Source organism: Lactiplantibacillus daoliensis, from assembly GCF_005405005.1.
Taxonomy (GTDB): domain Bacteria; phylum Bacillota; class Bacilli; order Lactobacillales; family Lactobacillaceae; genus Lactiplantibacillus; species Lactiplantibacillus daoliensis.
Window position 1 is genome coordinate 153890 of record NZ_BJDH01000006.1, and the last position, 13041, is coordinate 166930.

Here is a 13041-nt window from a genome sequence, read left to right on the forward strand (position 1 = left end):
TTGATAAAAAATAAAGTCGTTGTGATTACGGGTGCTTCTAGTGGGATTGGTGCCGCCACTGCTGAATTGTTGGCACATAAGGGCGCTAAGTTGGTATTAGGCGCTCGGCGTGAGAGCCACCTACAACAATTAGTGGCCAAGATTGAGCAAGCGGGTGGGCAAGCCGTTTATCGCGTGACGGATGTCGTCAATCCAGTTGATAGTCAAAAGCTGGTTCAGTTTGCCAAAGACACTTATGGCAAGGTCGATGTAATCTTTTTGAATGCTGGTTTAATGCCAAATTCGCCGCTAGCTGAACTCAAAACGGATGAATGGAATCGGATGATCGATGTGAATATTAAAGGGGTCCTGAATGGGATTGCGGCCGTTTTACCCACTTTTAAGGCGCAAAAACACGGGCATGTTATTACTACTTCTTCGGTCGCTGGTCTAAAAGCTTATCCTGGTGGTGCGGTTTACGGTGCAACTAAGTGGGCCGTGCGCGATTTAATGGAAGTGTTACGGATGGAATCTGCCCAAGCTGGGAGTAATATCCGAACGGCAACCATCTATCCGGCAGCGATTAAATCCGAATTACTTGAAACAATTACAGATAAGCAAGTCGCGCAAGGCATGGCCACTACTTATGATCAGTATCAAATTGCGCCAGAACGAGTTGCCAGTGTGGTGGCTTTTGCCATCGATCAACCGGCTGATACTAATATTAGTGAATTTACGGTTGGCCCAACTAACCAACCTTGGTAGATAGGAGAATAAAAGTGAAAAAAATTATGATTGTGGGCGCACATGGTGCCATTGCTCGCTTAGTGACGGAACGATTATTAGCCGAGACCCAAGTTGAGTTAGTGCTTTACTTGCGGCAAGCTGAGCGTCTTAACCAATATGCGACCAATTCGCGTGTTACTTTGGTTGACGGTGATGTTAACGATACAGAAAAACTGCGCCAAGCGATGACTGGTGTTGACATGATTTATTCCAATCTGGGTGGTGTGGACCTAGGTGAACAAACTAAACAGTTGTTACTGGCTATGCAACAGACTGGCCAAACGCGGTTGGTTTTTATGAGTGCGTTGGGTGCCCATCATGAAGTGACTGGTAAATTTGGTGACTGGAATGAACAAGCGATTCATTACTTTTTACCCGGTTTTCGGTCAGCGGCAGAACAATTGGTTGCAGCGGGCGTGACTTACACGGAAGTCCGGCCGGCCTGGTTAACCGATCAGCCAGAAATTTCTTATGAAACAACGACTTTAGCGGATGGCTTTAAAGGAACGGAAGTATCACGTGCTAGTGTCGCTGACTTCATTGTTAAAGTAATTGAAGACCCAAGCACTTATCAAAAGGAAAGCATTGGCTTGAACAAGCCCAATACAGATGGTGATCAGCCAAGCTGGTTTTAAGTGGGTTAATAGGAAGAACGTGCGGCAAAAGGCGGATGACATCCGTCCCTTTTGTCGCACGTTTCGGTTACAACGATTCGGAGTCGCAAAAATGTTAGTTCCGAATTTTTACGTAACTGAAAGATGTAAGGATTTTTAAGGAATGAGCGGCTAAAACCAATTGAGAGAATTTTTGTGGTATAACTAAGCCTAATTGGATTTGGATATTACGGTTAGCTAGTATTTCAGATGAAGGAGTTTGCGCTGTGAAATTTGTAAAACGTTTGTTATGGTCAATTGTCCTAATTGTAGCGGTTATTTGGGGCTTTCAAAATCGAACAACGTTAGTTCCGAAAGTATGGGCCGCAGCTAGTTATACGCAAGCTAAATTGTCGGCGGCATTGAGTGGTCACTTAGGTAGTAAATTGATGGGCGCGGATGTGTCTGATTCCAGCACGACCAACAGTAGTCAAACGACTAAAACGAGTCAGCGGCAAACGGCACAGGCAACTCGTAAAAGTAGTAGTACCACTGCAACTAATGCCACGCCCGTGGAAAGTATTGTACAAGGGGTGACGTTGTCCAAAACGTACTATTATTTTTTTGACTCGGATGTGCCAACGGCCGGACAGCGGGTTTTTAAAGATGCGATTGCGATTTATAATCAGACTGGGTTGGTGCATTTAGTTGCTGGGACGGCGCCTAAAAATAGTAATTCAATTGAATTTTCGTTATATCATAAAAAGATGCCCCAAGGTGAAACGAGTATTGAGTTAGGCGAAGGCGGTCCTAAAATTTATCAGTTGATGAACTGGCAAGGGACGACCAGTCATAATCAGGCCAAGGCTAGTTTGAATGGTGACTATTCAATGGCATTTAGCGACGCGGTGGCGGTCCATGAACTCGGGCATGCGCTTGGCTTGGATCACAGTACGGATGTTAATTCGGTAATGTATCCAGTCAGCCAAGGACACTCGCAGTTAACCGCTAGCGATATTGCAGGGTTAAAGTCGATTTATCAATAGTTGCACTTCTTGAACAGACGACGTTATCGATCGTCTGTTTTTGGTAACACGAACAAAATATGAACACTTGCCAAAAATTGAACTATAATGAACTTGTTCCAAATAAAAGAAAGGAAGTTGTTTTTTATGGCTGCAGCAGTTGAAAAGACTAGTATTTTAGACGAATCAATGAGCGACGTGTTTGATTGGAGTGACTCCAAGTTACCTGTACGTGATGCTATTTGGAATCATTTCATGGATGATGACAATCATGATACGACTAAGACGTCTGACGAAGTAGCACCTTACATGAGTATGGACGAAGGCAAGTTAAAGGATGCCGTCGAAAAACTCTTGAAGGCTTAATAAAACAACTTAATTCTTAAAATTAAATTATTCACACGCTACCAGTTGTGCAGCGTGTTTTTTTTGCGCTTTTTTCAATAACTAAAGGTTGCAAGTTGAAAATTTCCGGCCTGCGCCACCACATCAATAATCAGGAGGTGAAAAATAGCCGCATACTGCCGCTTCCGGTTGCTGCCGATAGCATGCGGACGAGGGACCGGTTCAAGCCTCAGAAACGTCTTGAACCTCGCCCAGAAGCTTTGCTAAAAACCGCAAATCTCCCAGATCGTCCGTGGTGTAAGGCCGGCAAGAAACGCCGGTCAAACACCACCTGCACGTCCGATACTATCAGCAACAATCTCCAACTAAGTTAGTGGTTTTGAGGGGATAAATCAGTTAATTACGTTTAGCGGAGTCAGTCGAAAGCGGTGTGCAGTGTCGGCAAGATTGGTCGGCGTTTTTAGCTGACTGATCTTGCGGGGCACTTCAAAAACGTGGTTTTCCGGCTTTGAAGTGAGGCGACAGACCGTCCTTTGGCTGGCGCCGTCCCCCACAGCACACCGCTTTCGACTGACGGAGCGCTGAGCTTGGGCAAGTCTACTTTAGATGTGACGGTTACTGGTACCACGACATTTGTGATGTTTTTGAGTCTTTCAACCTTTAGTCAATAATCAAAGATTACAAGTTGAAAATTCTCAAAGTGCTCCGGCTCGTTAATAATTAGGTCATGGGAAATAGTCGATTACTGCCGCTTCTTGTTGTTGTTGACGGTATTACATTGGCAACAGTTTTGATACCTTCAATCTTTAGTTCAATAAAGATGAAAGTTCTGAACAGAGTGGATAGAAGATGCTCGATGTTGATTACGGTATTTATTTTAGATTAAAAGAAAAAGAATTTTAAAATTCAAGTTCTATGTTTTTCAGATATTGCGGAATATCAGTATAATGACGATAAAAGGTTATCCGATTCATGTCAGTCAGTTGTAAGCTTACTTGTCTAGCATATTTTCAATGGCTGGTCGGCTGCATTGGGTGTTGAGGTGACCATAGTTTGGCGCTAAAAAAATTAGGATTAACAGGAAGGAATTAACTTAAATGTTGGAGCTCAAGCATATCAAAAAGTATTACCATGTTGGTGATTCCGTGACGAAAGCGCTGGATGACGTTTCGGTGGCGTTTAGGAAAAAGGAATTCGTAGCAATCTTGGGTCCCAGTGGATCTGGGAAGACGACCATGTTAAATGGCATCGGTGGCTTGGATGTTTATGATTCTGGTGATTTGATTATCAAGGGTAAGTCTACCCAAGATTTCAAGGCCAGCGATTGGGACGCTTATCGGAATAACTCCGTTGGGTTCATTTTCCAAAGTTACAATATTATCGGTCATCTAAGTATTTTAGATAACGTTGAAATGGGCATGACGCTGAGCGGTGTTGGTAATGCTGAGAAGAAAGCCAAGGCAGTTAAGGCGCTTGAACGAGTTGGCTTAGGACCACATATGAACAAACGGCCGAACCAGCTATCCGGTGGTCAGATGCAACGGGTCGCGATTGCGCGGGCGATTGCCAATGACCCAGAAATCCTATTGTGTGACGAACCAACCGGCGCGTTAGATACCGAAACCAGTGTCCAGATTATGGATCTGATCAAGGAATTATCCGCTGAACGGTTAGTCATCATGGTGACGCATAATCCTGATTTGGCCCGCGAATATGCGAGCCGGATTATTGAGTTTGCGGATGGCAAGATTCAGCATGATTCGAATCCTTATAATGAAGAAACCAGTAATGAAAATTTTGCATTACAAAAAACCAAAATGACTTATTGGACTGCTTTGAAGTTGTCCTTTACGAATATTAAGACGAAAAAAGGGCGGACGGCACTAACAGCGTTTGCCTCAAGTATTGGGATTATCGGGATCGCCGTCGTCTTATCATTGTCGACTGGCTTTCAAACCCAAGTGAACAAAACACAAACGAATACGTTGGCTCAAATGCCAATTACGATCTCACAGACTGCGCAACAGCAGCAGAAGCAATCGGATAAGATTAAGACGGCTAAAGCTTCCAACCAAACAGTGACGGCGCGAGTTAGTCAAGCGGACAAAGCAACGCATACGAATAATTTAACAATCGACTATCTTACCTATATTAAAAACATGTCACCTAGTTTAAGCAATAACGTGACGTATACTTACAGTACTGGCATGAACCTGTTACGGCAGGTCGATGGCAAAACGAAGTCGGTTACGTTCTCAAATAAGAACAGTAAGAGTTCTACCGCAACGTCCATGTCAGCGGCGATGAGCAGTATGTCCGGTGTGGCAACGTCTGTTTACCCAACTAGTGATAATGCTAACTTTTTGAAGAAACATTATCAGGTCGTATCTGGACAGTATCCAACCTCAGCGAATGAGGTTGTCTTGATTGCGAACCGCGATAATACGGTTAACATCAATGCGTTGAAAAACTTAGGTTATTCGGCTAAGAGTGGCGATCAATTCAAGTTCAGTCAAATCGTTGGGACCACTTTAAAAGTTGTGACGAATAATGACTACTATCAAAAATTACCAACTGGCAACTACTTGCCAAATAAAATCACTGATTCGTTGTATAACAAGGCTAATAACCAAACTATCAAAGTAGTCGGGGTATTACGGGCTAAGACGAAAGATTCTGACAATGTCTTGGCTTCTGGTATCGCGTACAGTGATAAATTAACGCAAAATATCATCAAGGCTAATAAAAATTCTGATATTGTAAAGGCGCAAAAAGACAGTGATACGAATGTGATGACTGGGACGAGAGTTGATTCCGATATGCGGGACACTTTGATTAGCACGTTGGGTGGTTCAAGCACGCCAGCTAGCATTTTGATTTATCCGAATAGTTTCAAGAATAAGGATAAAGTCTTGAGTTATTTGGACAAATACAACCAGGGTAAGTCCAAGGACGATAAAATTATTTATACCGACTTGGCTGGCACAGTTTCTAGCCTAACTGGTGGCTTGATGGACGCGATTACCTATGTCTTGATTGCTTTTGCGGGAATTTCATTAGTGACAAGTATGATCATGATTGCGATTATCACCTACACTTCTGTCTTGGAACGGACCAAAGAAATCGGAATTTTAAAGGCCTTAGGGGCTCGGAAGAAAGATATTACCCGGGTCTTTGACGCTGAAACCACGATTTTAGGGGTTGCTTCAGGGGTGCTTGGTGTTGTGATTGCTTGGTTATTGACGTTTCCAATCAATGCCGTTTTAAGCAATGTGACTGGGCTGAATAATGTGGCGCATTTGAATCCAATGCATGGTGTTATTCTAATCATCATTAGTACCGTTTTAACGGTGCTTGGTGGTCATATTCCAGCACGGATGGCTGCGAAAAAGGATGCTGCGACAGCGTTACGGTCAGAATAATAATTTAATAGCATAAAATAAGCGTGTCAGCGGATTTGTTTCTGCCGACACGCTTTTTGAGTTGTTGAACAATTGTATCTAAGCTCGCCGTGTTTTCAAGGTTAGTAACAAGTTGTTAGCCAATTCTTCTGGTGGAACTGGATCTGTCTGTGCAAGCCAGTCGTTGATGACGCTCCAATAGCCCCCCAACATAAAAGTCATTAGTAGTTTAACTTGCTCAGCATTGCCTGCGCGATGCCAAGGGGCTTCAAAGTGTTTATATAACTTAGGCGCTTGTGCCATCACCGTTGGCAAGCGGGCCATAAAGAGGTTACGTCGGATGAGTATGCGTAGTCGGTGACGACGATCCCACATAAAGCGGAAGAAAAGCACCACAACTTCATCAAAGGTCACGGTTTCTGAGTTGAGCATTTGTAATGCCTTCGCATAGTCGGTTAGAAATTGTTGGTCCAGATAATCTAGAATTGCAGTTTTATCTTTAAAGAAGCGATAAAAGGTTCGCCGAGAAAGCTGTGCTTGGTCGGCTATGGCCTTTACTGTCAGTGATTCATAGTCTTCTTGGACTAGTAGTTCGAAAAAAGCGTCGATAACCCAGGATTGAGATTGTTTGGCGATCTTGGCGTGTCCTTCCATGTTGTTGGCCTCCTGTCACAGATTGACGGATATGTAGCACTTGTCGATAAGGGCTCGACATTTTTGTTGCCCCAAGTATACTAGGCTTTGAAAGAAATGTCACAACTGTGACAACCGAGATTTGCGCAAATCATCGACTTTCAATCTGACTGGGGGGTCATTGCGATGAACAAATTAAAGACCGTTTTACCCGTACTATTGATTAGCAACTTACTCTGTATGATGGATGTTTCAATTATGACCATTGTTTTACCAAAGATTCAAAGTGCCTTTAATGTCAGTCTGAATGATTTATCGTGGGCACTCAACATCTACACTATTTTATTTGCAACCATGATTATTCCGTTAGGTCGCTTGGCGGTTCGTTTCGGTCGTAACCGGATGGTATTAGGTGGCCTAATTGTTTTTGGACTTGGATCACTACTAACTGGTAACGCACCCGATTTACCTTGGATGCTAGTTGGACGGGCGATTCAGAGTATCGGTGCTGCTAGCATTATTCCGACGAGCATGGTAATTGGTTTGGAGCTGAGCACACAGGAAAATCGAAACAAAGTGGTTGCATTGTTAGCTGGTGTTCAAGGTCTTGCAGTTGCGCTTGGCCCTAGTATTGGTGGCTTTGTTGCACAGTATTTTGGCTGGCGATGGGTCTTCTTGATGAATGTCCCGTTGGTTATTTTGGATTTAATCATTTTTGTGGCGGTATTACCGTTGAAACACGAAGTTACTCAGACTATTAAAATTGACTGGCTCGGAGCTATCCTGATTATGGCAACCTTGTTCTGCTTGTCTCTGGCATTAATTAAGGGTTACACCTGGGGCTGGAGATCACTGACGATTTTAAGCTTGGCCGGTGGTTCACTATTAGCATTTGTGGGATTTATTAGTCATGAACGGCATACGGCTGAACCAATGATTGACTTGTCCTTATTTAAGAGTCGTAATTTTGATGGTTCAGGGTTAGCATTGGTTTTGTGCAATTTCTTCTTGGGTGCATTTGCTGCATTGATGCCCACGTTATTGACTAAGGTGCATGGCGAAGATGAGCTTAGTGCTGCTCTGAAAATTACGCCATATTCAGTTGCTGTCATGTTGTCGGTAATTTTAACTTCGCTATTGGTCAAACGGTTAAATAACAAGTTTTTAGTAGGTGCTGGTTTTGCAATGATTGCCGGAAGTTATTGGTTAATTACACAGTTGCCAGTGACCAATCAGTATACCAAACTCTATGTTGGTGAGATTTGCTTGGGTATCGGTTACGGGTTAGTTGCTGCCACGGTGAATATTTTGGTAGTTGCTGATTTTCATGGGATTAAATTAACTGATTCTCAAAGTGTTGCCAATGTCTTGCGACAAGTTGGGATGATCTTGTCAATTGCGGTCTTTATGTCATTATTGAGCAATAATGTGCAAACCGCTAAAGAACAGACGTTAACGGCTAGTCGACAAATTGTTAGTCGCTTAGATGTCGCCCAAGCCGTTAAGACACAAGCAAATCAAAAGTTGACGCATAAATTCGATCAGTCGAGCAATAGTAACAGCCAAGTTAATCGCCATGTCGTGTTTAAGGGGGTTACGATTTCGAATAACAAGCGCGAACAACTTATTCAGAAATCGACTCAAGTGGAATTGGGCAAAGTGGCGATGCTGCATCACATTCCCGTGACCATGATTCCAACTAAACAACGTCAACAGGTTCAAGCTACGGTCGCAATTGCCGTTAATCAGACGATTGATAAAAAAGTGCGGACGACCAATCAACAATTAAGATTAGGCGTTCAGCGTATTCAACACCACTTAACACGCAATTTAAATGACGCCTTTCTAAAGACACTACAGGTTATTATTCCATTGGCTTTGCTGTCGATACTAGTGGTTGCAACGTTTAAGTTTCGTGAGTAGCGTGGTCAAAAAACAGCCGTGAGGGCTGTTTTTTTAGAAGGATACAACGAACTGCATTAAATTATATATTGACACAAAAGAGCTATATTGTATGAACTATCATTAATATGAATTATATTTCAGATTAATTAGGCTAGTTAAACCGTTCTGATCAAAAAATGTCACTGAATATAAACTGTACCGATTCGGATAATAACGAATTTTAGTCTGAAATTGGTAGTGGAAAAGAGCAATTTTTAACTAATGGTGGCTTAATTAAATGATTGTAAATCATACTGATGTCAGCAGTTTAATGCTGCTTTAATAACTAAAGTGCTATTAATAAATCGAATCAAATTGTATGCAACTTGTAAAATAGACCATTAACTAAATTTTTTGCAAATAAATTTTTAAGTCCAAATGGTTGACGCACTTGACTTTGTCTATAGGATGATATTTATATTGGTTTAAAGTTGTTGAAAATAAAAGTTAATGTGGTAAATTATAAATATGGTTAATACACAAAGGGGATGTACATTTATGAAGAAAATTATCGGAAGTTTATTGATGTCAAGTGCTTTATTGGGAGCAACAGTTGCACCTTTAGTTGCCAATGCGGATGCAACGCCTAACACTAAAGGGACAACTAATGTTACGACGACGTTCACCAAAAGTACGCAAACCGTTACGCCAGTTGATCCTGACGATCCAGATACACCAACTGATCCAGGTGACGGCAATAACGGTGCCGCTGCTGGTGGCGACTTGTCATTGATTTACGTACCAGCTTCATTTGACTTTGGCTCAAGTGAAATTGATGTTTTGAATGACAAGTCACTTAGCTTGGACACCACTAGTGCAGCAACGACTTTATGGAAGAACAATGCTGTTGTTGAAGTCTCTGATGTCCGTGGGACCAATGCTGGCTGGTCAGTTTTAGTTAAAGGGAACACATTGACTAGTGATAGTGGCGCGACAATTAAGGGCGCTTCCTTGGTCTTACCAAAAGGAACTGTTTCTAATAGTGGGAACGACGCCCAGAACAGTAACGCCAATGGTGCCTATGCAACCGGTGAAACTGTTGATTTAGCAACAACTGACGATTCAGTTGCCGGTGTGCAGGTTTTAGGTGCCAAAGATGGCAATGGTGCTGGTGTGACGGTTTCTAAATTAGACCCTGCAGGAATCACAATGAATATCCCTGCAAACACGGCCAAGGCTGAAACTTATAAGACAACATTAAATTGGACGTTGGGCGATACACCTCAAAATTAATTAGAATGATCAATTAAAGGTGGACATTGTGAGAACGATGCACACCTTTTTATACATAACGGCTGTTAGGTGATTAAGGGGGATTTAAAAAAATGCGGAAGATTAAAAAATTATGGCTTGGCCTAGGAATACTTGGCATGTTGGTGCTTGGTTTGAGTTGGGGCCAGTTGGCACAGGCTGCCAATACGACTAAGTCAAATCAGGCCAATCAGATTGGTTTTAGTGTGTCCGCTAAGATTCCCGATAACCAGATTAATCAGCAAAATTCATTTTTTGATTTAAAAATGAACAAAGGGCAAAGTGAGACCTTGCAAACCCGAATTTATAACGTCACTAATCAAGATATTAAAATTCAAACGGCGATTCACACTGCCTATACCAATGGTAATGGTGCGATTGAATATGTGACACCTGCTAAAAGTTTTGACGAGTCGTTGACTTATAAAATGACTGATTTGACGAAGTTACAGGGCGCGAAAACCGTGACGGTGCCAGCAAATAGTTCAAAAGTTGTTTCGGCCCAAGTTAAAATGCCAGATCAAGATTTTAATGGTGTGATTCTTGGTGGTTGGTATTTCAAACGCGTTGATCAAAAAGTGACGAGTAGTGTCAAAGGGTCGATGAATGTTAAAAATCAATACTCTTATGTCATTGGCTTGAAATACACGATGGGAACGGTGCCAGCACCATCATTGAAGTTGAGTAAAGTCACTGTTGGGATGACTAATTATCACCGTGGGATTTTCCCTTATATCCGCAATACATCTGCCGTGATTGTGCCGAATTTGAAAATGGCGACCACAATTACGAATAAGAATAGTGGCAAAGTTGTTAAGACTGCAAAGAAGTCAGATGTTCAGTTAGCACCCAACTCAGTTTACCGTTATCCAATGTTAACGGGTAAGACCAAGTTACAGGCTGGCAATTATCACCTCAAAATGGTGGTCAAGAATAGTGATCATAAATGGGTCTTCGAAAAGGACTTTACGATTACAGCCAAAGCAGCGAAGACCTATAATGACAAATCTGTTGATAATTCAGGGATTAATGTGATCTGGTTTGTGGTCTTTGGTGCTCTAGGCATGCTAATTATCGTCTTACTGGGTTTATGGTTGTTCTTCTTTATTAAAAAGCGACGTCAAAATGGCTAGGTAAGGGCTAACGGGGGGCGAACTTGATGAAAAAATTAATTCTAAAAATGAGTTTAGGGCTAGTCTTATTCGGCGGTTTAACGCTACCCGTGCAGGCGGCTACTAGTCAGGGCCAAACTACCGGCCAAGTGAGCTTCTATGAAGGCGCAACGACGCGGCTGGAACGCCAAAGCTTGGTCATTGACCAACAAATTCCTAACGGGGAGACGGCAATTGGCGACCATTTGACAACTGGTCATAATCAGACGACTGGCCAAGCTAATCAGCAGTTAGCGGCGACTGTTTCAAAAGCGAACCGTCAAATTCCAGGATGGTTAAAAACAACTGAAGCTCGCACAACTTATTGGCTAGTGCTAGGCGCAATGCTCCTGTTAGTTGCCGGTTTGTTGAAGCTGATTCAACAAACTAGAGCTGGGGAGGTGGCTAGTCATGTCAAACGCTAAGAAAATTGGAAAGATTCTTAGTATTCTCATTGTAAGTACACTGCTTGTTGTGTTAATACGACCGTTAACGAGTCGGGCTGATGACACGATGACGCCGGTGAAATTTACGGCAGGGACCGTTACTGGGGATTCGATGTACGGCGAAAGCTATGCAACACTAGATGGGGCACCAAAGATTACGTCAATTACGGCTAACAATGTTGAAAACGGTAATGTGACGAATAGGACAACAATGCTGTCCGTGACTTGGTCGGGAACACTAACTACTAAGGCCAAAAACAACTATAAAGTTAAAGATTTGTATACTTCAGTTTTTAACTCGTCTAATACTTTGGCTAGCAATAAAGTTGGTACTAATCTGATTCCTGGTACTCAGGTGTCATCATTTACATTTAACTCATCAAATGCTGTTCAAACGGCCTATATTGATTGGTCAATGTGGAATGGAAGTAGTCCGCTAAAGGTTGGGCTAAAATATATACCTTATTTAGGTGGCTATTCTGCTGAGAATGAATCGGCTCGTAGTTTTGCAACGATCTCTGCGATTCAGCGCCATGCATTAAATCCCACTATTACCAATAAGTTAGCCCAGGGGACTAGTGTGATAGAAGGTAAAGGAACGGTTGCAGGTAATAAAATTACGGTCGATGCTGATCCGTCTGTCTCAACTACTGTTAACGATGACTTAAGTTATTCATTACCATTGAGTGGCACCTTAGCGGGTAAGACGAGTGTGACAGTCACTGAAACTAACGATATCGGTGACCTAGGGACGGCGAAGGCTGATGTGGCACAAAAGTCACTTAACATTGCCAGTGATAAAACTACTGCTGACACTTATCCGGATGATTTAGCAACTTTCACTAATGACAGTGACGTGGTAGCTTGGTTGGTGAAGTCTGCTGGAATTACTTCAAGTTATTCTGACAATAGCAGTACCACTGGCGTAACCTATGCGTCAGATACCACCAATTTATCAGCAGCTTTAAAAGCTTTAGCGGATAACAAAACTTTATCAATCCCAGTTTACGCTAAAGACAGTAGTGGCATGAAGTCGACACCAATCACGATTACGGTCACCAATCATGCGGGTATCTTACAGTTTGGCACGATTTCTAGTGATATTGGTTTTGGTAACCTAGAGATTCCAACGACCGAAACGATTTTTCAACCGACGGCAGCATGGCACGTCAATGTCAGCGATACCCGAGCAGCCGGCTCAAATTGGTCAGTTTATGCGACGGCAACGCCATTGACTTCGACGACCGTGGGCTCACGAACTTTGGCCGGAAATTTAATTTACAAAGATGGGAATAACAAGACCGTGTTGACAAATGCGTCGACGCTAATTGCCTCAGGTACCAAGGTTGCTGGCAAGAGCGAGACGTCAATTACGAGCGATTGGTCAGCAACTAAGGGAATTATGCTAGATGTGAAACCAAGCGTTTATGCGGATAGCTACCAAGGCTCTGTGGACTGGAGTTTACAAAATACGCCAGCCAACTAAA

11 protein-coding genes are annotated in these 13041 nt (G+C 42.7%); 10 read left to right on the forward strand and 1 reads right to left on the reverse strand.

Annotation, left to right across the window (positions count from 1 at the left end; all coding sequences use genetic code 11):
* From FFM64_RS09200 to FFM64_RS09220, 5 genes are all read left to right on the forward strand, one after another.
* On the forward strand, positions 1-744 hold the full coding sequence (locus tag FFM64_RS09200; protein WP_137607718.1) for an SDR family oxidoreductase: 744 nt from the start codon (positions 1-3) through the stop codon (positions 742-744).
* 14 nt (positions 745-758) lie between these two features.
* A complete protein-coding gene (locus FFM64_RS09205) occupies positions 759-1400 on the forward strand; it encodes an NAD(P)H-binding protein (RefSeq protein WP_137607719.1) in 642 nt (213 codons plus the stop codon).
* 245 nt (positions 1401-1645) lie between these two features.
* Positions 1646-2404 carry a matrixin family metalloprotease gene (locus FFM64_RS09210; RefSeq protein WP_171000368.1) on the forward strand — a complete coding sequence of 253 codons (759 nt, stop codon included), beginning with the start codon at positions 1646-1648 and terminating at the stop codon, positions 2402-2404.
* Between the two features lie 126 nt (positions 2405-2530).
* Positions 2531-2749 carry a P8 family protein gene (locus tag FFM64_RS09215; RefSeq protein ID WP_137607720.1) on the forward strand — a complete coding sequence of 73 codons (219 nt, stop codon included), beginning with the start codon at positions 2531-2533 and terminating at the stop codon, positions 2747-2749.
* Between the two features lie 1076 nt (positions 2750-3825).
* Positions 3826-6150, forward strand: a complete 2325-nt coding sequence (locus tag FFM64_RS09220) for an ABC transporter ATP-binding protein/permease (RefSeq protein ID WP_137607721.1) — start codon at positions 3826-3828, stop codon at positions 6148-6150.
* 78 nt (positions 6151-6228) lie between these two features.
* On the opposite strand, the gene FFM64_RS09225 is transcribed toward FFM64_RS09220, so the two are convergent.
* Positions 6229-6783 (reverse strand): TetR/AcrR family transcriptional regulator, encoded by a 555-nt coding sequence (locus FFM64_RS09225; protein WP_137607722.1) that lies wholly within the window; start codon positions 6781-6783, stop codon positions 6229-6231.
* Positions 6784-6948: 165 nt separating this feature from the next.
* Here FFM64_RS09225 and FFM64_RS09230 point away from each other — a divergent pair, with 165 nt between their 5' ends.
* The 5 genes from FFM64_RS09230 (at position 6949) to FFM64_RS09250 (ending at position 13040) form a co-directional block, all read left to right on the forward strand.
* Positions 6949-8685 carry an MFS transporter gene (locus tag FFM64_RS09230; RefSeq protein WP_137607723.1) on the forward strand — a complete coding sequence of 579 codons (1737 nt, stop codon included), beginning with the start codon at positions 6949-6951 and terminating at the stop codon, positions 8683-8685.
* Positions 8686-9204: 519 nt separating this feature from the next.
* Positions 9205-9939 (forward strand): WxL domain-containing protein, encoded by a 735-nt coding sequence (locus tag FFM64_RS09235; protein WP_137607724.1) that lies wholly within the window; start codon positions 9205-9207, stop codon positions 9937-9939.
* 92 nt (positions 9940-10031) lie between these two features.
* Positions 10032-11090: a WxLIP family cell surface protein gene (locus tag FFM64_RS09240; protein ID WP_137607725.1), complete on the forward strand. Its 1059-nt coding sequence runs from the start codon at positions 10032-10034 to the stop codon at positions 11088-11090.
* A gap of 26 nt (positions 11091-11116) precedes the next feature.
* Positions 11117-11533 carry a hypothetical protein gene (locus FFM64_RS09245; protein ID WP_137607726.1) on the forward strand — a complete coding sequence of 139 codons (417 nt, stop codon included), beginning with the start codon at positions 11117-11119 and terminating at the stop codon, positions 11531-11533.
* A complete protein-coding gene (locus FFM64_RS09250) occupies positions 11520-13040 on the forward strand; it encodes a cell surface protein (protein WP_137607727.1) in 1521 nt (506 codons plus the stop codon). The genes FFM64_RS09245 and FFM64_RS09250 overlap by 14 nt, the downstream gene beginning before the upstream one ends.
* Position 13041 lies beyond the last annotated feature (1 nt).

Excerpts from the sequence above, each read along its gene's own strand:
- FFM64_RS09215 (WP_137607720.1), top strand. The coding sequence starts at position 2,531 with ATGGCTGCAGCAGTTGAAAAGACTAGTATTTTAGACGAATCAATGAGC.
- FFM64_RS09220 (WP_137607721.1), top strand. The coding sequence starts at position 3,826 with ATGTTGGAGCTCAAGCATATCAAAAAGTATTACCATGTTGGTGATTCC.
- FFM64_RS09225 (WP_137607722.1), bottom strand. The coding sequence starts at position 6,783 with ATGGAAGGACACGCCAAGATCGCCAAACAATCTCAATCCTGGGTTATC.
- FFM64_RS09230 (WP_137607723.1), top strand. The coding sequence starts at position 6,949 with ATGAACAAATTAAAGACCGTTTTACCCGTACTATTGATTAGCAACTTA.
- FFM64_RS09235 (WP_137607724.1), top strand. The coding sequence starts at position 9,205 with ATGAAGAAAATTATCGGAAGTTTATTGATGTCAAGTGCTTTATTGGGA.
- FFM64_RS09240 (WP_137607725.1), top strand. The coding sequence starts at position 10,032 with ATGCGGAAGATTAAAAAATTATGGCTTGGCCTAGGAATACTTGGCATG.
- FFM64_RS09245 (WP_137607726.1), top strand. The coding sequence starts at position 11,117 with ATGAAAAAATTAATTCTAAAAATGAGTTTAGGGCTAGTCTTATTCGGC.
- FFM64_RS09250 (WP_137607727.1), top strand. The coding sequence starts at position 11,520 with ATGTCAAACGCTAAGAAAATTGGAAAGATTCTTAGTATTCTCATTGTA.